Annotated in this window: 18 protein-coding genes and 1 tRNA gene; 13 read left to right on the forward strand and 6 right to left on the reverse strand. The window is 65.0% G+C overall.

The annotated features are described in order from the left end of the window. Nucleotides 1-97 precede the first annotated feature (97 nt). On the forward strand, nucleotides 98-751 hold the full coding sequence (locus ACQY4Y_RS08430) for a phasin family protein (RefSeq protein WP_428490102.1): 654 nt from the start codon (nucleotides 98-100) through the stop codon (nucleotides 749-751). Nucleotides 752-1,080: 329 nt separating this feature from the next. Here ACQY4Y_RS08430 and ACQY4Y_RS08435 read toward each other — a convergent pair whose 3' ends face one another. Further along, complete coding sequence (locus ACQY4Y_RS08435) at nucleotides 1,081-2,298, reverse strand: MFS transporter (RefSeq protein WP_428490103.1); 1,218 nt, start codon at nucleotides 2,296-2,298, stop codon at nucleotides 1,081-1,083. 146 nt (nucleotides 2,299-2,444) lie between these two features. Continuing rightward, nucleotides 2,445-3,557, reverse strand: coding sequence for an amidohydrolase family protein (locus tag ACQY4Y_RS08440; protein ID WP_428490104.1), 1,113 nt, complete (start codon nucleotides 3,555-3,557; stop codon nucleotides 2,445-2,447). A gap of 269 nt (nucleotides 3,558-3,826) precedes the next feature. Here ACQY4Y_RS08440 and ACQY4Y_RS08445 point away from each other — a divergent pair, with 269 nt between their 5' ends. The 3 genes from ACQY4Y_RS08445 to ACQY4Y_RS08455 are packed head-to-tail and all read left to right on the forward strand — an operon-like array spanning nucleotide 3,827 to nucleotide 6,379. Further along, the gene (locus ACQY4Y_RS08445) at nucleotides 3,827-4,879 is read left to right on the forward strand and encodes a zinc-dependent alcohol dehydrogenase family protein (protein WP_428490105.1); all 1,053 of its coding nucleotides are present in this window, start codon (nucleotides 3,827-3,829) and stop codon (nucleotides 4,877-4,879) included. After that, complete coding sequence (locus ACQY4Y_RS08450; RefSeq protein WP_428490106.1) at nucleotides 4,879-5,586, forward strand: class II aldolase/adducin family protein; 708 nt, start codon at nucleotides 4,879-4,881, stop codon at nucleotides 5,584-5,586. The genes ACQY4Y_RS08445 and ACQY4Y_RS08450 overlap by 1 nt, the downstream gene beginning before the upstream one ends. 58 nt (nucleotides 5,587-5,644) lie before the next feature. After that, a complete protein-coding gene (locus tag ACQY4Y_RS08455) occupies nucleotides 5,645-6,379 on the forward strand; it encodes an SDR family NAD(P)-dependent oxidoreductase (RefSeq protein WP_428490107.1) in 735 nt (244 codons plus the stop codon). Between the two features lie 174 nt (nucleotides 6,380-6,553). Here the strand turns inward: ACQY4Y_RS08455 and ACQY4Y_RS08460 are convergent, their stop codons facing one another. Further along, the gene (locus tag ACQY4Y_RS08460) at nucleotides 6,554-8,305 is read right to left on the reverse strand and encodes an ABC transporter ATP-binding protein (RefSeq protein ID WP_428490108.1); all 1,752 of its coding nucleotides are present in this window, start codon (nucleotides 8,303-8,305) and stop codon (nucleotides 6,554-6,556) included. A gap of 280 nt (nucleotides 8,306-8,585) precedes the next feature. Then, nucleotides 8,586-10,070, reverse strand: coding sequence for a purine-cytosine permease family protein (locus ACQY4Y_RS08465; RefSeq protein WP_428490109.1), 1,485 nt, complete (start codon nucleotides 10,068-10,070; stop codon nucleotides 8,586-8,588). Nucleotides 10,071-10,686: 616 nt separating this feature from the next. Here ACQY4Y_RS08465 and ACQY4Y_RS08470 point away from each other — a divergent pair. Continuing rightward, nucleotides 10,687-11,631 (forward strand): aldolase/citrate lyase family protein, encoded by a 945-nt coding sequence (locus ACQY4Y_RS08470; RefSeq protein WP_428490110.1) that lies wholly within the window; start codon nucleotides 10,687-10,689, stop codon nucleotides 11,629-11,631. Nucleotides 11,632-11,716: 85 nt separating this feature from the next. Here the strand turns inward: ACQY4Y_RS08470 and ACQY4Y_RS08475 are convergent, their stop codons facing one another. Next, nucleotides 11,717-12,694: a lipid A deacylase LpxR family protein gene (locus tag ACQY4Y_RS08475; RefSeq protein ID WP_428490111.1), complete on the reverse strand. Its 978-nt coding sequence runs from the start codon at nucleotides 12,692-12,694 to the stop codon at nucleotides 11,717-11,719. A gap of 139 nt (nucleotides 12,695-12,833) precedes the next feature. Here ACQY4Y_RS08475 and ACQY4Y_RS08480 point away from each other — a divergent pair. Further along, nucleotides 12,834-12,923, forward strand: a tRNA-Ser gene (locus ACQY4Y_RS08480). A 149-nt stretch (nucleotides 12,924-13,072) separates the two neighbouring features. Further along, entirely contained in the window at nucleotides 13,073-14,332 is a 1,260-nt protein-coding gene (locus ACQY4Y_RS08485; RefSeq protein ID WP_428490112.1) for a tyrosine-type recombinase/integrase, read from the forward strand. 2 nt (nucleotides 14,333-14,334) lie between these two features. Here the strand turns inward: ACQY4Y_RS08485 and ACQY4Y_RS08490 are convergent, their stop codons facing one another. Next, nucleotides 14,335-14,634, reverse strand: a complete 300-nt coding sequence (locus ACQY4Y_RS08490; RefSeq protein WP_428490113.1) for a helix-turn-helix domain-containing protein — start codon at nucleotides 14,632-14,634, stop codon at nucleotides 14,335-14,337. A gap of 166 nt (nucleotides 14,635-14,800) precedes the next feature. Here ACQY4Y_RS08490 and ACQY4Y_RS08495 point away from each other — a divergent pair, with 166 nt between their 5' ends. From ACQY4Y_RS08495 to ACQY4Y_RS08520, 6 genes are all read left to right on the forward strand, one after another. Further along, nucleotides 14,801-15,007: a hypothetical protein gene (locus tag ACQY4Y_RS08495; RefSeq protein ID WP_428490114.1), complete on the forward strand. Its 207-nt coding sequence runs from the start codon at nucleotides 14,801-14,803 to the stop codon at nucleotides 15,005-15,007. Between the two features lie 262 nt (nucleotides 15,008-15,269). After that, a complete protein-coding gene (locus ACQY4Y_RS08500) occupies nucleotides 15,270-16,049 on the forward strand; it encodes a hypothetical protein (RefSeq protein WP_428490115.1) in 780 nt (259 codons plus the stop codon). Between the two features lie 14 nt (nucleotides 16,050-16,063). After that, nucleotides 16,064-16,225, forward strand: a complete 162-nt coding sequence (locus ACQY4Y_RS08505) for a helix-turn-helix domain-containing protein (protein ID WP_428490116.1) — start codon at nucleotides 16,064-16,066, stop codon at nucleotides 16,223-16,225. Between the two features lie 126 nt (nucleotides 16,226-16,351). Further along, nucleotides 16,352-16,507, forward strand: coding sequence for a hypothetical protein (locus ACQY4Y_RS08510; RefSeq protein ID WP_428490117.1), 156 nt, complete (start codon nucleotides 16,352-16,354; stop codon nucleotides 16,505-16,507). Between the two features lie 128 nt (nucleotides 16,508-16,635). After that, complete coding sequence (locus ACQY4Y_RS08515) at nucleotides 16,636-16,869, forward strand: hypothetical protein (RefSeq protein ID WP_428490118.1); 234 nt, start codon at nucleotides 16,636-16,638, stop codon at nucleotides 16,867-16,869. Beyond that, nucleotides 16,866-19,040: an AAA family ATPase gene (locus tag ACQY4Y_RS08520; RefSeq protein ID WP_428490119.1), complete on the forward strand. Its 2,175-nt coding sequence runs from the start codon at nucleotides 16,866-16,868 to the stop codon at nucleotides 19,038-19,040. Before ACQY4Y_RS08515 ends, ACQY4Y_RS08520 begins: the two co-directional genes overlap by 4 nt. Nucleotides 19,041-19,149 lie beyond the last annotated feature (109 nt).

Here is a 19,149-nt window from a genome sequence, read left to right on the forward strand (position 1 = left end):
CGCGGGGCGACGCGCTCACTTGTCGCCCCAGTGCATCGGTCGGCCATCACCAACTGTTCCGGCGCCATTCCTTTACTTACCCGCATGAGGACATGTCATGTCAGAAACGACAAAGGCCGCCGAGGCCGCGAAGAAGGCTACTGATCACGCCACTAGGTCCAGCCAGGCAACCGTTGAAACCGCGGGTCGGTCGACCAAGGCGGCGATGCGTGAATCGAACGAAATCGGCCAGCACGCCGCCGACCGAGCCATGGCGGCCAGTCACAGCATGACCGAAACCGTCACCGAGACCGCCAAAGCCGCCGCCAACATGTCGTCCAAAGCCGCCGAGCAGGGCCGCGAGGCGATGATGATGGGCGTTCGCTCCGCCGCCGGCCTGGGCAGCCGCGTCGCCGACATCAACTTCGGCCGCGGCCATCACCTGCTCGCCTCCGCGGCCAACGCGATGGAGGTCTATCGCGACGCCTCGGAACGGTCGGCGGAACGGGTGCAGGCATTGTTCTCAAGCTGCATGACCTTCGGCCGCGGTCTGCAGGACATGCAGCACGCCTGGTTGGAAATGCTCGATACTTCGATCGAGAACGCAGCTCATAAACCGCAGGATATGTTACGCTGCAACAACATGGTCGAACTCGCCGAGGTACAGCGCGATCTCTACATCGACGCCATCAACCACGCCTTCGAGTCGACCAGCCGCCTGTTGCAGATCGCCGGTCGCACCGCCCAGGATGCCGTCCGGCCGCTACAGTAGATCGCCCATTGACCCTTCGTTCCCGACTTGCCCGGCTGTCGGATCCGCCGGTCCCCCCCGGCGATCCGCCAGCCGTCCCCGATCCCGACGACCCCTCTCCGATCGAGGAACCGCCCGCGCCGATCCCGATTCCGCAAGATCCCCCACCCGAACCCATGCGCGCCTGACGGCCGCGTCTGCGTTGCCTGGTCGCCATGCAAAGCCGGCACGCAGCTTCTGCGCGCGGGCTCCGAACGCGGCCTTTTGCCCGGGCCGTGGCCGAACCTTCCGAGACACGAAAACCGCTCGGGCAACGTACCGTGGCTCATGTAGAACGCGCGAGCCCCGCTTTACCCCACCCGTCTCGCCGTCGTTGGCAACGCCAGCAACACCCCGCTGGCCAGCGCGCAGACCGCGCCGATCATGTAGGCGCCGTGATAGCCGCCAAACGCGGTGACTGCGGCACCGAACACCGGCGGTGCTGCCATCCCGCCGGTAAAAAAAATCGCCGTCCCCAGCCCGGTAGCCTCGGTTCGGCGCGATCCTCCCAGCGCGGCATACTCGGCGTAACCCACCCCGGTGTAGCCACCCGCCGTGCCACCCGCCAGCACGGCATTCGCCATCACCCCCCAGACCGGCCAGCCCGGACCATAAAGCCCCGTCACCACCGAGGCGATCGCCATCCCTATCCCAAGCACCGCCAAGGTCCGCGCCGGCGTCAGCAACCGGTCGGCGATCCAGCCCCAGATCGGCCGGCTCACCGACCCGGCAATCTGATAGACCGCCAGGACCTCCCCCGCCCGCACCAGGTCAAGCCCGACCACGGTGGTCAACTGCACCGTCATGAACGCCACCAGGCAAAGCGACAGCCCGGCATACACGAATGCCGCCACCGACAGTCGCCGGAACCGAGGCTCCGCCAGCAGCGAAAACGGCTGCCACAGCGCCCGCCCGAACACCCGCCGCGACGGGTCGCGTTCCACATCCCAACGCCGGCGCGGCAGCTCCATCAGCACCATCAGCAGCAGGATCGGTCCCATCTCGGTCAGCAGCGCGCCGCGCCAGCCGATCGCCAGCGCCAGCGGCGGCAGGATCAGCGCCGCCAGCACGCCGCCGAATGGCACCCCGATCTGGCGCAGCGACATCACCAGGTTGAACACCGGCATCGGCGTCTGCGGCACCAGCAAATGAGTGCTGGCCGGCGCGGCCGCGCCATAGCCCAGCCCCAGGATGATCGCGGCCAGCGCTAGGCCGGTGACGCCCGACCCAAACGCCGCCAGCGCCAGCATCCCCGCCGCCGCCAGCAACACCCCCTGGGTCGCCCTGACACCGCCATACTTCAGCACCATCCCAGGCGAGACCAGCGCCGATAGGATCCCCACGCCATACGCCAGTGCCACGAAGCTGCCGACCAGCGTGCCGTTGACGCTAAGGTCGCGAGCCACCTCCGGAGCCACCGTCGGCACCGAATAAAGCGCCATCGTCGCCAACGTCTGCACCGCCAGCGTCGAGGTCAGCGGCCACAATGGCATCGACCGGAGCAGCGCCGCCGTCGAATCGGTGCTCACGGCAACACCGCCCAGAAAAGCCCAGGCACGGCCATCAGATACCTATCCCTCCAGCGATCCGCTCAGCGGACTCTGGCATCGACCAAAGGTGGCGTCGATGCCATGGGCCAGTGACCGGATCGCCGGCGGCAACACCGGCTCTCGCGCTACGTCGCCGACTTCATCGCCAGCAGCTTCGCCGCGTTGCCGCCCAGGATCGCCGCTCTCTCCTTGTCGCTGAACGAGGCGGTCTCGAAGATCGGGTCCACCGGATGCAATTCCCAGATATACGGGTAGTCGCTGCCCAACATGATCTGGCTCGTCCCAACCTGCGCGGCGAGATGGCGCAGCGCTTCCGGCGTGAACACCAGCGAATCGAAATAGATCTGGTCCAGGTAAGCCGTCGGCTTCTTCTTCAGCTTGATGTTCGGGTTACAGAACGTCGGCGCCACCGTGCAGGCATGGTCCGATCGCGGTGCATAGGATGCCAAATACCCGCCACCATGCGCCGCCAGCAGCTTGAGGCCGGGAAACTTGTCCAGTGATCCGTCGAAGATCAGGTGCTGCAGCGCGATCGTGGTCGCCAGCGGATTGCCGATCGTGTTCACCAGCCAGCCATTGCCCTTCCACCGCTTGTTCAACTCCGGCACGCCCTCCGGGTGGATGAACAGCACGGCGCCGAGTTCCTCCGCCTTGCGCCAGACCGGATCGAATTTCGGGTTGGAGAACTCATCCCCGGCCACCTGATCGCCGATCGCGGCGCCCTTCAACCCCTGCTTGGTCATCGCCGTCTCAAGTTGGGTCACCGCCAGCGCCGGGTCCTGCAGCGTCAGCGAGGCGAACGCCGCGAAACGGTCCGGCTTCGATGCCACCAGTTGCGCCAGTTTCTCGTTCTGGATCGTGACGATCTTCTCGCCCAGATCACGATCCTTTCCGTACCAGAACGGATTGATCGACAGCACCTCCATGTCGATCGCCTGGCCATCCATCGCCTTCAGCCGCTGATCAATCACCAGGTAGGCCTCGCTGGCATTGTTGATAGGCGGCACCAACGCCTTGGCGCCCTGCTCGCCCAACAGGTCGGTGGCCTCACGAAACAGACAGTGCGAATGGACGTCGATCGTCTTGACCCGTCTGCCGTCCACCGTCACCGGAAGCCGCGCCGGCCGACCCGCCTCCCGCGCCCCGGCCTGCTGCCCATGCGCCCCGGCGGACAAGCCGCAGCCGCAGAAGATAAGTCCCCCCACCGCCTTGGTCATGAAGTGCCTGCGTGAATTCACTTTTGTTTCCTCCCGATTTGTCCGACGCCCGAATTGTCCGGCGGCCCTGCCGTCCCGCGGATCGAGGCGAACGGTGCGACATTTCGCCGCCGAACATCATCCGGCGTCAAACCGCGCCGCCCCGCCGATGCCTCGCGCTCGGTCGCGCCGAAATGACCCGCGCCGCCACCCCCCGGACACAGGCGGTCCGACCTATCCCTCCGCCACAGGTTTCCCGCCAGCCGCAAACTCCCTAGACTGGAGGCAACGCAATCGGCGGGAGGAAATCTATGCAAGGCGTCGTGTTCACCGGCGAACGCGGACTGGAACTGATGACGTTCCCCGACCCCACGCCCGGCCCGGGCGAGGTGGTGGTGGAGATGAAGGCCTCTGGCATGTGCGGCTCCGACCTGCACCAATACCGCCGGCCCAAGACCCAGCCGCGCAACGCCACCGGTCTGCCGCCCAACCCGAACCCCACCATCGCCGGCCACGAACCCTGCGGCGTGGTCGCCGCGGTCGGCCCGGACGTGCTGCCGACGGAAGCGAAAGTCGGTCAACGCGTGATGGTGCATCACTACCAGGGCTGCACCCAGTGCGGCCATTGCCGCTCCGGCTGGCAGCAACTCTGTCAGCAGGTGCCGGTCAAGGTCTACGGCAACAACGCCCATGGCGGCCACGCGAAATACCTGCTGGTACCGGCCAACACTCTGGTGCCGCTGCGCGAGGAACTCAGCTTCTCCGCCGGCGCCGCCATCGCCTGCGGATCCGGCACCGCATACGGCGCCCTGCGCCGGATGAACATCTCGGGACGCGACACCATCGCGATCTTCGGCCAGGGCCCCGTCGGTCTCGCCGGCACCCAGTTCGCCAAGGCCATGGGCGCTCGGGTGATCGCCCTGGACATCAACCCCCAGCGCCTGCAACGCGCCAAGCAGTTCGGCGCCGACGACGTGGTCGATCCCGGCTCCAACGATCCGGTCGAGGCGATCAAGGACCTTACCGGCGGCCGCTACGCCGACCTCACCCTCGATACCTCCTCCAACGCCGAGGCCCGCCTGAACGCCATCCGCGCCACCAAAGTATGGGGCACCATGTGCTTCGTCGGCGAAGGCGGCGACGTCCATATCGATGTCAGCCCGCATCTGCTGCGCCGCCAGTTGACCTTGCTGGCGTCGTGGACCTTCTCCAACATCATCCAGGCCGAGTGCGCCGATTTCTGCATCGAGCGCAAGGTCGACCCGGACCAACTGTTCACCCACCGCTGGAAGCTGGATCAGGCCGAGGAAGCCTACAAGCTGTTCGACCAGCAATCCGACGGCAAGGGCGTGTTCCTGATCTGATGCGCGACCAGGTCGCCTGGCTTTACAAGGCGGCCGCGGCGCGCGGCCTGATCGTCGGCAGCGCCGGCAATGTCAGCGCGCGCACCAAACCGGGGATGCTGATCACCCCGTCCGGCGCCGACCCCGAATCGCTGGCCGCCGCTGATCTGGTGCCGGTCACCATGCAGGGCGTGGCACACGACCAGGCCGTTCCATCCAGCGCCCGGCCGTCCAGCGAATGGGCGATGCACGCAGCGGTCTACGCGGCTTGCCCCGAGGCCGCGTTCATCGTCCATAGCCATGCCGACGCCTGCACCGCGCTGGCCTGCCTGGGGTCGCCGCTGCCGGCATTTCATTACTTGGTCGTGCAGTTTGGCGGCGACCAGGTGAGGTGCGCCCCCTACGTCACCTTCGGCACGCAGGCGCTGGCCGACCATGCCGCCCGGGCGATCGCCGGCCGCAGCGCCTGCCTGCTGGCCAATCACGGCATGATCGTCTGCGGCAGATCGTCGCAGCACGCCCTGTCCCAAGCCGTGCTGCTGGAAACCCTTTGCCGGCAGTATCTTCTGGCGCTGTCGGCGGGAACCCCCCGGCTGTTGACCGAACCGCAGATGCGGGACGCTCAAGAGCGCTTCAAGACCTATGGCCCGCGCCAGCCAGACCCGCAACGGCCAGATCCGCGCCCGCCAGATCCGCGCCAGCCAGACCCGCAACTGTTGGACCGGTAGCCCGATCAAGGCGTGCCCTGACCACCCCGCCTGCTTCCAGCCGAACGGAGTTCATCCCATGTCGTTGAACCTCACCGGCCGCGTGGCCCTGGTCACCGGCGGCTCCAGGGGCATCGGCGCCGCCATCGCCCTGGCCCTGGGCGACGCCGGCGCTGCCGTCGCGGTCAACTATCGCCAACGCGCCGACGAAGCCATCAGTGTCGCCGCCGCGGTCACCGCCATCGGCCCAAAGTCGGTCGCCGTGCCGGCCGATGTGTCCAGTGCCGCCGCGGTCGCCACAATGTTCGCCACCGTCACCGAACAACTCGGCTCAATCGACATCCTGGTCAACAACGCCGGCATCGCCATGATCCGCGGCATCGACGACCTGACCGAGCAGGACTTCGATCAAACCATCGCGGTCAACCTGAAATCCGCCTTCCTCTGCACCCAGGCCGTCCTGCCGCACATGCGCGCCCAAGCCTGGGGCCGCATCGTCAACATCTCCTCCGGCGCGGCACGCGGCGCCGGCGGCGTCGGCCTGCACTACAACGCCTCCAAGGCCGGCCTCGAGGGCCTCACCCGAGGCTACGCCGCCCGCCTCGTCCAGCACGGTATCACCGTCAACGCCGTCGCTCCCTCGCTGATCGAAACCGACATGGTCAGATCCGGCCTCGCCACCGCCCCGACCCGCATACCGCTCGGTCGTTTCGGCACGCTTGAAGAAGTCGCGCAGGTCGTGCTGATGCTGATCGGCAACGCCTACATGACCGGCCAGACCGTGGCACTGTCGGGCGGCATGTCGTTCAACTGAGCCGTCTGCAAACTCAGCAGCCGACGGCCGCGCCGTAACCGCTCTTTTCGCCCCCCTCCTGGAATGCGATCGCGTTCGGCGGCATCGACAAACGCCTCCTCTCGACCAATGAAAGCATCATCTGTTCAACCCGAACCGATACTGCCTCGGCCGAACCGCGCCCCAGGGCTCGGCTCACGCATTCAGCAAACTCTGACTCCGCACCAGCCGCGCATACAGCCCGCCCCGCCCCAGCAATCCCGCATGCGTGCCGGATTCCTCGGCACGGCCAGCCGCCAGCGCCACCACCAGGTCGGCATCGCGCACCGTGGACAGCCGATGCGCGATCACGATCGTCGTGCGGCCGCGGCGCAGCGCACCCAGCGCCGTCTGCACCGCCGCCTCGCTTTCGGTGTCCAGCGCACTGGTCGCCTCGTCCAGCAGCAGGATGCGCGGATTGCGCAGCAACGCCCGCGCCAGCGCCACCCGCTGCCGCTGCCCGCCGGACAACCGCTGTCCGCCGGGTCCGACTATGGTGTCATAGCCGGCCGGCAGCGCCGCAATGAACCCGGCGGCGGCGGCAGCCTCGGCGGCGGCCTCGATCTCCGGTTGCGTCGCACCGGGCCGCCCCATCGCGATATTGGCTGCCACCGTGTCGTCGAACAGCAGCGCGTCCTGGCCGACATAGGCGATGGCATCGCGCAGGCTGGCCAGCGTCACCGCCCGAACGTCGGCGCCATCGATGCGAACCGACCCGCCGGTGACGTCCTGCAGCCTGGGGATCAGCGCCAGCGCCGTCGACTTGCCGCCGCCCGATGGACCCACCAGCGCCACCGTGGTTCCAGGCAACGCCTCGAAGCTCAGGCCGGCCAACCCGCTTCGGCCATCGGGGTAGACGAAGCGGACGTCCTCGAACACCACGTGCCCGCTGCCCACCGGCAGCGCGACCGCATCCGCCGCATCCTTGATCGCCGCCGGTTCGTCCACCACGGTGAACACCCGAGCCATCCCGGCCAGGCCCTCCTGCAGCGCCGCGTTCAGCGAGCCCAACGCGCGTAACGGCCTGGCCGCGATCAGCAGCGCGGCGACGAAGCCGGTGAAGTCGCCCAGCGCGTGGTCGCTGACCGCAGCCCGCCAGCCCTCGAAACCGATCACCGCGGCCACCGCGGCTCCGCCCAGTACCTCCAGTACGGGCTCGACCCGCGCCCGGCTCTTGGTCATCCGCAGCAGCGATTTGTACAGTCGCTGGAATGCCGCCTCGGCCCGGCGCGTCTCGCTGGCTTCCAGCCGATACGCCCGCACCGTGCGCGCCTGGGCGAAACTCTCGTTCAACAGCGCGGCGGTTTCGCCAACCCGTTCCTGCATCCCGCCCGAGGCCTTGCGAACCCGCTTGCCGATCCGCTCGATCGGCACCACCGCCAGCGGATACAGCGCCGCCGCGATCAACGACAGCAGCCAGTTCAGGTAGATCATGCTGCCGATCAGGCCGATCACCGTCACCACGTCGGCAACCCCGTTCACCGCCCGGGTCAACGCCTCCCGAATGGTCGCCGCGTCGGTGGTAAAATGCGCGGCGAGTTGAGCCGGCGCCTCGCGCTCCAGCCGGGCCAGGTCGGCCCGCGTCAGGTGCCTGAACATGCGACCCTGCAGCTCGCGGATCACCATCAGCACGATCTGCTGCACCTGCACGTTCTGGAAATACTGCGCCACCGCCTTGAAGCCGGTCACCACCACCACCAGAACCGGAATCTGGTAAAGAATGCGCCGGTCGTGATGGGTGAACATGTCGAAGGCGTGATTGATCACCACCGGATACAGCGCCGTCGCCCCGGCCATCACCAGCGTCAGCACCAGCACCAGAACAAGCCGCGGCTTGTGGTTGATCAGGTGCTCGCGCCAGAGACGGCCAAGCAGCTCGGTGGTGCGGGCGGAGCGAGCAGCGGTCATGGCAGGGCCATCTATCAGCAGATGCGCCGTTCCGCCATGGCGTGCCATCCGCCGGTAGCGACAGCGGCTTTCCGCGGCCCTGTCCAGATTCTTGTTTCGCCAACGCCGCCGGTCACCAGGCGGCGACGCCGGCTGGAAGAAACTGGCCTTGCCCTAGGGTCCTGCCCCAGAAGTTAGCCGCCCTTCGCGGTGGACGGATGGGATCAGCAGGCACTGAAAACAAAGAGCGAGTATCGCGGGACTGATGTTCGCCCGATATGGCGAACTTCGGACTCGGGTACTAGCGCTCAGCCAGCTGCCATGCCAATTCCTCGGCCGAATCGTGCTGCTCGCTCGGCCGCGAAGCGCGCCCCAGGGCCGACCAATAGGTGGCGAACAGCACCGTGGTCAGGCAATACCCAACCCCGCAGATCAATACGGTGGATATGGTTTTTATCATCGCCGTCGGAACGACATACATATAGATCAGGAAACCCAGAACGGTCCAAGCGATCGCGATCGGATTGAACCCCCGCCAATACCAGTAGATGCCATTCTCCTGGAACAGTGCCGCCAGGTCGATGCGGCAGCGCTTCATCACGATGTAATCGGCGATCAGCACACCGGTTATGGGCGAGAAAAAATTTCCCAGCAGACCGACGTAAGCGGTATAGCCGCTGACCACGCCAGGCAGCGCAGACAGCGAGACACCCAGCACGCTGATGATCAGCGTGGTCCAGAACCGTCCAAGCCGTTGCAGCATATTGGAAAGCGACAGACCCCCGGTGTACAGGTTCAGGACGTTGATGGTCCAGTTGTCCAGGCCGATGACGATCAGAAACGCCAGATACGCCGGCCAGAAATCCGCCAGACCCGATGCGACGTCGAACACGTTTGCCACCTTTCCCATGCTGGCCGCCGCGCCGTAGGCCCCCAGGATGCAGGCAAACCCCTCGCCGATGAATTTCCCGCAAAGCGTACCCCACCACATGTCGGAGCGTGAGCGCGTGTAGCGACAGAAGTCGGCCGCATCGGTCACCATGGTTATCGAACCGGCGGCGACCGCATTGCCCCAGGTCACAAAAAGGATCCAGTTCGACTTCGGCAAACCGGGATAAGCCAGCACGGCGGACGGTGCGAAGTGCGGATCGCTGCTGGTCATCAGCAAGACCATGATGTAGCCCAAGACCAGCACCTTGAACGGCAGCGCGACACGCGACAGGTATTTCAGGCTGTCGTAGCCGACGATCGCCACCACAGCCTGCAAAACCCCGAAGATCAGACTGACGCTGACCAGCGAGTAGCTGACCCCGGTCCAATGCCGCAGCACCGCGACCACGGCCATCGACCCGGCCACGGTCTGAAACGCGAACCAGTAGGTGGACGCGATGGTGCGAAGAAAGGAGGGCACGTATTTGGCGCCGCGTATGCCATACGTCATCCGGGTGGCGACCTGGCCCGGGATGCCATAATCGGAGCCAATGGTTGCCATGACGACGTAGAACACCATCGCCAGCATTGTTCCGCCGGTCAGGGTGACCACCGCCCCTTTGAACGACAGGCCAGCCACCACCGCCAGTCCGCCAGTCATGATAGAGCCAGGGTTGATGGCGAAACCGAAGATGATCGCGAAAATGTCGAACCAACGAACCGTCCGCTTTTCGTTTGGTATTGGTTCTATACCGAACTGTTCCACCCCTTTCGGCTGGCGGTAGCGATGGCGCACCCGCTCTTCCAGTTCCCGCTCAGTGTGTCGCGGTGTGGCAGCAGTGATGGCGTCGTCCATCGTGACCTCCCCGAGCTGAACGGCGGAACCCCATGCACGGGACAAATTGTTACGAAGGCCGTGCAGCGGGGGACTCGCCGAACCTGCTGATGCACGAAGCGTACCTGTCCCTTCAGTCAGGACCTCGCGCGTCGGCGTCCCGCCCGATGCGCCTATATCGACGCCCATATACCGATGCCCATACAGGGCGGGGAGGCGCGGTGCGGATGGATTTGACAATGCCAGGCGCCTCGCAAGCGGCCAATGTCGGTCGCTGAAAACGGTCTGGCAATGGATTTAAATCGAAGACGCCACCTCGGAAATCAAGCCTGTTTTGGTTCCATAAGGCAGCAACTGCATTTGCCTCCATGATGGGCGGCAGACCGCCTCTCGAATGCACCGTGCATGTATTTTTGTCATACAACCAAACCGTGCCGGTCGATCTCGGATGTGCCCATCGATCGTTTCATTGCGATCTCGATTGCCCATGCCCGTGGTCGGGTCTGCCGATCATGATGTCCCGCTGCAAAGGCGGATCCAGCCGAACCAGCCAGACTGCCGCTTTCGTTGGGCGCGCTAGGCTTGACGGGTCTCCCGACCATGGTTGCAAACTGCCCGAACCAAGGAGGCGCCCAAAATGCCAAGCCGGATCAACCGAGCCATCGAATTGCTGCTGCAGGATCAGGCGATCTACTACGACGGCGCCCACAGCGGCCACGTCCTGAGCTACGACCAGGGCCGCGCCGACGCCGCAACCTGGGCCGACTACATCAACGTCGGCATGGAGCACGGCGCGTTCGACATGACCGGCCTCGCCGAATACCTCCGCGGCATGATCGACGCCGGCCCGACCCGGTCCGGCCACCGCACCCCGGCGGTGATCGTCGAGGCCCCGCTGAACGGCACCGATGAAGCCAATGTCCGCTTCAACGCCTGGCAGTTTCGCCAGATCCTGGGCCGCGGCGTGCACGGCATCCTGCTCTGCCAGGCCGAGACCGCCGACGCGGTCCGCGCCTTCGTCGAGGCCTGCCGCTACCCCCATCACACCGAAGCCGTCGACCCGGCGCTGCCCTCGCCCGAGGCGCGCCTGCGCGGCACCCCCCGGCCGCGAGCCAACGAAGGAAGGCTGGGCATCGGCACGCGCGGCCGCGGATCGGAGACCACCGCCGCGCCGGTCTGGGGCCTGCCGGCCGACGCCTACATGGACCGCTGCGACCCCTGGCCACTAAACCCGAACGGCGAGCTGCTGCTCGGGGTCAAGCTGGAAAGCCCAGAGGGGATCGCCAACGCCGAGGCGATCTGCGCCGTCCCGGGCCTCGGCTTCGCCGAAATGGGACCCGGCGACCTCAGCCTCTCGCTTGGTTCGGTGAAGCTGCTGCGCGACCCCTATCCACCGCTGATGCAGGCGGCCCGCGACAAGGTGTTCGCCGCCTGCCGGCGCAACCGCATCGCCTTCCTGGAAGGCTGCCATCCCGGCAATATCACCGCGCGCCTGGATGAAGGGGTCCGGGTGATCTCCGGACACAGCCAGGAAATGGCCGCGATCGGCCGCCGCCACCAAGGCCGGGCGATGCCGGTTTAGACCGGACAGACCAACCGCTGGCGTCAAGCCCCACCACGGAGCAACCGCTTCCCGCCCAGAACCGGCCTGCCCAGAACCGGCCTGCTTAGAACCGGAACGAAATCGAGGCCGAACCAAACTGGTGCAGCCCCCCGCTCTGACCCTGGAACTCTTGTGTCTGTGCGACATAGGCGAACGTCAGGCGCATGCCATACGCCATCACCGCGAATCCGCCCTGCATCTCCCCCACGTCCCAAACCGACGAGACATGCGGCCCGCCGCGGAATGGCGTGGACTGCAGCAGCAGATCATAGGCAACCGCCTGGCCATCGACGCCACCGAACACATACCAGGCAAACGGCCGGGTCGGAGTAAAAGCATCGCCCCCGCTCAGCCCCGGCCGCACCCGCGGCACACCGAAGTCAGAGTTCAGCCCCTGCCCGAAGCGGAACGTGACCCCGGCCTGCAGGTAATCCCGCAAGTCGCCGACACCGACCGTCAGCGCCGGCAGCGCGTCGGTCTCCAGCCCCGCCACGGTGCCCAGCGGCATCCGCCAGGTACGTTCGTGCGACAGCTCGATCGCCGGGGTATTCTGGATCTGACCACCCCAACCATTGGTCTTGTTCTGCCCGATCAGATCGTGAAAGCCGTTCTGCAGATCCTCCGCCCCCGACCCAGGCCCGACCACGCCCAGGCTAAGCGTCAGCACGCTTCTGGTGTCGGCCGAGTCGCTCATCAGCGAGAAATTGCCCAGCAGCACCCCGGCATAGGGCCGGTCGAACCGATTAGGCACCACCAGCGAGGTATCGGTCGGCGTATAGATCTGCTGCATCAGATCGACCGCCACGCGCTGCTGCCCGTTGCCCCACAGGGTGCGGCCAAGATCGGCCAGGAAATCGGGAACCACCGTGGTGGGCGAGGTCCAGCCCAGCCGAAGGCCGTTCACATAAAGCCGGTCCGTCGGAGTCCCCGCCGAGATCGAAGCATTTTCATCCTGCAACGTCCAGATCCCGGCTGTATCCGGCGCAGGTTGCGCCCTCGCCGCGATCGCTGGAAGCATCAGCATCACCACGGCGGCCGTCATAGTCCAAGATTTCATCTAGCAGGGGCTTTTGGTGTGAGAGGCAGCGCGAAAGCAAGACATCAGCCAGACATGATAGGCTAGACACCGTTTCGTCAACACTTGAGATGCACCAAACGATTGCGTAACTTCAAATCGGACGGGATGGGTGGCCGAGCGGTTGAAGGCAGCGGTCTTGAAAACCGCCGTGCGTGCAAGCGCACCGTGGGTTCGAATCCCACCCCATCCGCCATTTTACCATTCCGTAACGTTCACAACTGCCCATAACTATCAGATTTATCAGCACTTTAAGCCGATTAAGCGTCCGTAGCCGTTCCGCAACATTCCCTTGTTTCCCTGCGCGGTTTGGGGGTAAATTTGGGGGCTATGGCGGAGGTAATTATGGCGACATCGGCAAAAGCGGACGAGCGGGCGAGCGCTAATCAGGCTCGCGGCGCGCACAGGCTGACGGCAATGGCCGTCCGCGGACTTCGGCAACCTGGCAAATATGGGGACGGCGACGGGCTTTGGCTTGTCGTAGCCACGCCAGAGCGGCGGGCGTGGGTGCTGCGCTACATGCGGCAGGGCAAGAGCCACGAGATGACGCTCGGCAACGTCGATATCGTCGGCTTGGCCGAAGCGCGCGAAAGGGCTTCGGACGCCCGCCGGCTACTGGCGCAAGGCATCGATCCACTCGACCAACGCCACGCTGCGCGGGAGGTGCGGCCGACGGCGCCCGCGCATCTGACGACGTTCGCGGAGGCCGCCGAGCGATACCTAGGCCAGCACGAGGCCGGGTGGCGCAACCCCAAACACCGGCAACAATGGCGCAACACGCTGGCAACGTATGCCCACCCGAGCCTCGGCGCGTTGCCCGTGACGGATGTCGGCACCCCCGAAGTGCTGCGGGTCCTGTCGCCGCTCTGGTCCACAAAGCCGGAAACCGCCTCACGCGTGCGCGGCCGAATCGAGGCCATTCTCGATTATGCTCGTGTGCAAGGTTGGCGCGATGGTCCGAACCCGGCCCTCTGGCGTGGCCATTTGCAGCTTGCGTTACCAGCGCGCGCCAAGGTGCGGGCAGTGCAGCACCACGCCGCGCTGGACTGGCGCGAGACCCCGGCTTTCATGGCGAAGCTTCGGGCGCGTGACAGCTTCGGCGCCCGCGCCCTGGAATTTGCCATTCTGACCGCCGCGCGAAGTGGCGAGGTGCGCGGCGCGACGTGGGCCGAGGTGGACATAGAGAGAGCAACGTGGATCATCCCGGCGCCCCGGATGAAGGCGAAGCGACAACACCGGGTGCCGCTGTCCGCGCCCGCGGTGGCGATTATCAAGGCGATGGCCGCGCTTCGCCAGGACGATGCGCCCAGCGGCTTCGTCTTTCCCGGTATGCGCCAGAGCCGGCCACTGTCCGATATGAGCCTGACCGCGGTGTTGCGCCGCATGGGCCGTGGCGAACTGACCGCGCATGGCTTCCGCAGCACGTTTCGCGATTGGGTATCGGAGGGGACAACCTATGCGGGCGAGATGGCCGAGTCCGCGCTTGCGCACGCGGTGGGAAGTAAGGTCGAAGCTGCCTATCGCCGCGGCGATCTGCTCGCCAAGCGGGCTGAGATGATGGCCGATTGGGCGGCCTTCTGCCACGGCCCAGCACTGCCGGTTTGAGCCTATTCGCCGTCAACTCCGGCTCTCTGGTGGGTGGACGGCATGAACCGCTTGGCTAGCGCGTATGCGGGGTGGTTTGGCTCCAGGCCGCGATACAGGTCCATCAACGTCAGATAGTCGTAGATCGAGATCGCGCGCTCTCCGCGCTCGATCTTGCTCATGGCCGCTGGCTGCCAACCGAAGATGCCGGCAACAAACGCCAAGGTCGCACCATGCGCTTCGCGCATTTGGCGAAGGTCCTGGCCAATGCGCCGGGCAAAGATATTCCTGCGAGCGGCGTCCTGCCGTGCGGGCGTTGGCATAGGATGATCCTGTCAATATCGCAATATCCTTAAAGGATATTAGATCTCCGGTGCAAGCTTTATGATAGGTCATATTTGGCGACCTTGACAATTTTTATCCTTTAAGGATAAAATGGAATTAGAGCGGGACGTCGTTCCGTTCACCAGTGTTCGAAGGAGACCATAGATGCCCGCGCCCAAATTTATGACGATCGACGGATTTACCGAGTGGTCGGGCCTCGGTCGCACCCGCATCTATTACCTGCTGGGCGGAGGCGATTTGAAAGCCATAAAGGTCGGCCGTCGCACGCTGATCGACATGGAACACGCCACCGAGTGGCTGAGCAGCCGCCCCGCTGCCGACATCCGCACCGTCCGGCGGGCCACGCCATGATCCGCATGGCGCCCGCGGTCGCAGACAAACCATGAGTAGGTTTCACGATAAGGCTGGGCTGCTGCTGCGAGAGCCGCTCAGTCAGCGCCGAGGTCGCCGGCCATCGGCCGTGGTGCGAGCGAAAAGCGGCCGTGCATCTGAGTCGCGCTTTGCACAGGCCGTTGCCGTGTTCGTCTCGCCAGTGGGCCAGCGTCGGTTTCGGCTCCTACGCTCGCTTGGCGTCGCGCGCGATGCTGCCGCATGGGGCGCGATCGATCCGGCAATGGAGACGCCGCTCGGGTTGCTCCGAGCGCTTAACCGACTGTCGGCGCGCCAGGCGAGGGCGGCGTTCATGCTACGCAAGGCCACCACCCAGACGCACTATGACTCGCGGGAAGATCGAAGCCTTGAGCGGATCACACTCGGCACAACGATTGACTGCGGCCACCCGGTTAAGGCGGTCGAGCCTGATGACGCTTGGGACGTGCCGAGCGATGTCGCGGAAGCCGAGTCACACGAGATGGACGTTACCGCCGTGGGCAACGACGCCCCGGAAAACGAAACCTACGAGTTGGATATTAGTGCCGTGTGTGGCCACTCGGATGCCAGATCAGCCATAGGCGTGCTCACGCTGGGCCAGGCGGCGGCGGCGATAGCCGTCCACGGCAGCACGCCAGCGCTGGTCGTGGTGGTCGTGTGCGGTGCCGTCCGGCACGAGTGCGGCGCTGATGCGTGGCGGCTGCTCGACGGCTTGTTACGCGACGGCCCAGTGCAAGCCGGCGCCAATCTGGCGATGCTGCGGGGCGCGCTGGATATCGCGGCGGATGTGATGGAGCCGCTAGGCTGGCAGTTGCACGCGTCGCCGCGCCAACTGTTCGGCCCGGAGACGCGGGCAGTGGCCAGGGACGGGGCCGGCATCTACGGCGCAGCCGCCCGGTATTCTGTATCGCTAAGAGCGGCGAAAGCAGGCGGATATTGTTTCGATAGTCCAATAAGTGCCGAGATAATCACTTACCTAATAGGGGGGTCTAACGCGACCCCTTCACTGTTTAACCCCACGTAACGGAGCATAGGACAATGCGACAAAACTACCCAATGACGGAGGCCGCGGCAATCGCCGGTGTGAGCTTGATGACGGCCTACCGCGCCATGAATACCGGAGCACTCGCCACCCTCAAAATTGGCAGCCGACGCTTCGTCGAGCCACAAGAGCTGCATCGGTGGATGCACTCGAAATAGAAAACCCCGGCGCGCTGTCTTGCACGCCGAGGCTCCGAAAGCCGCATTCGATATCACAACTTGAATGTAGCGATCGGCACCAGGGAAAGCAAGGCTCGCGAGCCACATTTCTGGATCATTTCTCCCATGACTTTCTACAAGCCGTTCCCTTTTCACCTCGACGCAGAGGAGCAGGCAACCATCCGCAAGATGCTTACTCGCAAAAGCTTCAATCCCGTCGAAATCAATATGGTCAAGCTGCTCCTTGGCGATCTGCTTCAGGCTGCCGGAGCGGCAAGATGACGCCCGGCCTCGCGCTGCTCACGATTGGCCTCGTCACGATGCTGGCGGGTTTTGTTGCCTCGCTACTGCGCAATTAACGACCACCGCCGGTCTGGCTTGTCTGGCAATTAACACCAAAGGATAGAACCATGAACATCGAATCTAAGCACAGAAAGCCGGCGATCACCGTCGCCTTCCTTTGGAAGAAGGAACGTAGCGATACCGGCCAGGCCTACTTTACCGGTCGGCTTGGGCCATCAAGGGTGCTCGTTATACCGATCAAACATCCCAAGCCAGGACACCCCACGCACGTAATGCAGCTTGCGGAGTCTGATACGACCGTTACCGACGGTGAAGCCTCGTGGCTGGAGGCACTCCGGTGAGCGTGACCATAGCCACCGACCTTACCGGGATCGCCGCGCTTCGTTGCCAACTTTGGGCGAACGGCTATCGGCCAGTGGCCGTGGCCAGCGTTGACAACCTCGGGCCATCGCCAGGTAAGCGTCCGGTCGCCAACGCCTGGCGCGAGGGCGCGTTGCAGGACACGCCCGAGGCGGCAAATCGGCCAGCAGAGCCCGATGCCTTGAATACCGGTCTGCTGTGTGACGGACTACGCGCGGTTGACATCGATATCGACGATGCTGGCATCGCCGCTACCGTGGAAATGGCGGCAGTGTTTACGCTGGGGTTCACGCTGACACGCTTCCGCGCCAACTCCGGGCGCAAGCTGCTGCTTTTCCGAGCCGCCGATGGCGAGCCATCCAAGCGCGTTCTGAAGGGTGCAGCCGGCAAGGTCGAGGTTCTAGGCCGTGGCCAGCAGTTCGTCGCTTTCGGGGCCCACCCGTCTGGCGCCACGCTCCAATGGCGCGACGGATCGCCCGAGACGATGGCGGTCGCGGCCCTCCCGCCCGTGACCGAGGATCAGATCACCGAGTTTTTCGCTGCCATCGCCCACGATATCGGCGCCGACAAGGCTACGGCGACAGCGGCAACGGTTGCCGCGACTGGCGGCAAGGAGAAGACTGACGCAGAACTCGCGCCACCAAATGCAAGCCCGGTGCTCGAGTTGCTGAACACTATGCAGAATCCGCTTGAGGCCGATCGCACGGTTTACGAGCAAGTAAACCTGGCGGTGCAAGGCTGTCTCTACAGTGGCGCGGCGCTCGGCATTATTACCGACGAGCAAGCCGACGAAATTCGCCTCGCTGCTTCGGACTGGAGCGCGCGATGGGAGGGCGGCGGATCGAGCCTAGAAGATGAGGAAGCCAAGTGGGGTCGAGATTGGAGTAAACGGACACGCAAACTCTCCGGGTGGCCACAGCTTGCAATGCTGGCGGGCAGCCTCGGCGTGGATGTGTCCCGCCACCTGACCGACATCGCAGCAGCCGAATTTCAGAGGTTCCCCTTGCCGGCGGAGGTGCCTGATGATCGCCAGGGCGCGCCAGCCGTCAGCTCTGCCGAAGCACGGGCGCTCTTTTCTGCGAACGCCTGGATACAGCGCGATTTCCCGGAGCCGGATCGCTTGCTCGGCGACATGCTCACCACCACCACCCGCGTCTTCCTGGTCGGCCGCACTGGCCTCGGCAAGACGATGTTCGGCCTCGGCATGGCGGCGGGCGTGGCGAGTGGCACGGGCTTTCTGCATTGGCCTGCCGGGCGTCCAGCACGAGTCTTGGTGATCGACGGCGAGATGCCCGCGGAGCTTATCAAGCCGCGGGTGCGGGATGCGGTCCGGCGGCTAGGTGAGGCTACCTTGCCACCCGACAACCTGGCGATTTTCGGCCGTGATAGCGAAGAGGATGCGAGGCGTGCCGGCCTTGATCTGCCGCCATTCGCGCCATTGAATACCGAAGCCGGGCAGCGGTTCTTATTTGCGCTGGTAAAGGCGATCGGCGGCGTGGACGTCATCTTCTTTGACAACGTCATGTCGCTGCTCGCGGGTGACCAAAAGGACGAAGTGACGTGGTCCGGCGTGAACGATCTAGTGGTTGCGCTCACAACGCGGCGCATCGGCCAGGTATGGCTTGACCACACCGGCCACAATCAAGACCGGCAATACGGTTCTTCAACCAAGTCGTGGAAGTTCGACGTGGTCGGCGTGATGACGCCACTGGCAGGCAAGGTCAGTGCGCGCGAGACGGCATTCACGTTGTCCTTCGACCATCCTGGCAAGGCCAGGCGCCGCACGCCCGATAATTGGCGCGAATTCGAGACGAGGACCATTCGGCTGGCCGATAACGAATGGTCCTCGGAAACAACCGAAAAGAAGGCGGAGGAAGGGCCGGAAGGCTCGAAGGTTAAGCCGGGGGCGAAGGCGCAATACGATGCTCTTATGGAACTACTCGGCGAGCGATCGGACGGGGCCATCAAGATCGACACCTGGTATGACCGCTGCGTCCACCGGGGGCTGGCCAATCCTGTCCCCGAGGGCGCAACCGGTGCCGTCCGCCACAAGGTCAAGACGTTGTTTCGGACCCGCGTGTCCGAACTGAAGATCGCCGGGTGGATCGATGTTAGCGGCGAGGACGTGAGCTCGGCGCGAGGGTTCCGATGATCACGACTTATGGCATCGGCTGGCATCGTCGCCGCGGCGCCAGCCGATGCCAGTCTTTTGGCCACTACATTGGCGCCGGTATCGCGTAATTGCCCCCGAGCTGGCACCG

The sequence above is a fragment of the Rhodopila sp. genome (assembly GCF_965277165.1).
Lineage (GTDB): Bacteria > Pseudomonadota > Alphaproteobacteria > Acetobacterales > Acetobacteraceae > Rhodopila.

Coding starts and splice junctions, on each gene's coding strand:
- ACQY4Y_RS08450 (WP_428490106.1), top strand. CDS start 4,879: ATGCGCGACCAGGTCGCCTGGCTTTACAAGGCGGCCGCGGCGCGCGGC.
- ACQY4Y_RS08465 (WP_428490109.1), bottom strand. CDS start 10,070: ATGGACGACGCCATCACTGCTGCCACACCGCGACACACTGAGCGGGAA.
- ACQY4Y_RS08485 (WP_428490112.1), top strand. CDS start 13,073: ATGGCGACATCGGCAAAAGCGGACGAGCGGGCGAGCGCTAATCAGGCT.
- ACQY4Y_RS08445 (WP_428490105.1), top strand. CDS start 3,827: ATGCAAGGCGTCGTGTTCACCGGCGAACGCGGACTGGAACTGATGACG.
- ACQY4Y_RS08470 (WP_428490110.1), top strand. CDS start 10,687: ATGCCAAGCCGGATCAACCGAGCCATCGAATTGCTGCTGCAGGATCAG.
- ACQY4Y_RS08430 (WP_428490102.1), top strand. CDS start 98: ATGTCAGAAACGACAAAGGCCGCCGAGGCCGCGAAGAAGGCTACTGAT.
- ACQY4Y_RS08500 (WP_428490115.1), top strand. CDS start 15,270: ATGGAGACGCCGCTCGGGTTGCTCCGAGCGCTTAACCGACTGTCGGCG.
- ACQY4Y_RS08475 (WP_428490111.1), bottom strand. CDS start 12,694: ATGACGGCCGCCGTGGTGATGCTGATGCTTCCAGCGATCGCGGCGAGG.
- ACQY4Y_RS08490 (WP_428490113.1), bottom strand. CDS start 14,634: ATGCCAACGCCCGCACGGCAGGACGCCGCTCGCAGGAATATCTTTGCC.
- ACQY4Y_RS08515 (WP_428490118.1), top strand. CDS start 16,636: ATGAACATCGAATCTAAGCACAGAAAGCCGGCGATCACCGTCGCCTTC.
- ACQY4Y_RS08510 (WP_428490117.1), top strand. CDS start 16,352: ATGACTTTCTACAAGCCGTTCCCTTTTCACCTCGACGCAGAGGAGCAG.
- ACQY4Y_RS08495 (WP_428490114.1), top strand. CDS start 14,801: ATGCCCGCGCCCAAATTTATGACGATCGACGGATTTACCGAGTGGTCG.
- ACQY4Y_RS08455 (WP_428490107.1), top strand. CDS start 5,645: ATGTCGTTGAACCTCACCGGCCGCGTGGCCCTGGTCACCGGCGGCTCC.
- ACQY4Y_RS08460 (WP_428490108.1), bottom strand. CDS start 8,305: ATGACCGCTGCTCGCTCCGCCCGCACCACCGAGCTGCTTGGCCGTCTC.
- ACQY4Y_RS08505 (WP_428490116.1), top strand. CDS start 16,064: ATGCGACAAAACTACCCAATGACGGAGGCCGCGGCAATCGCCGGTGTG.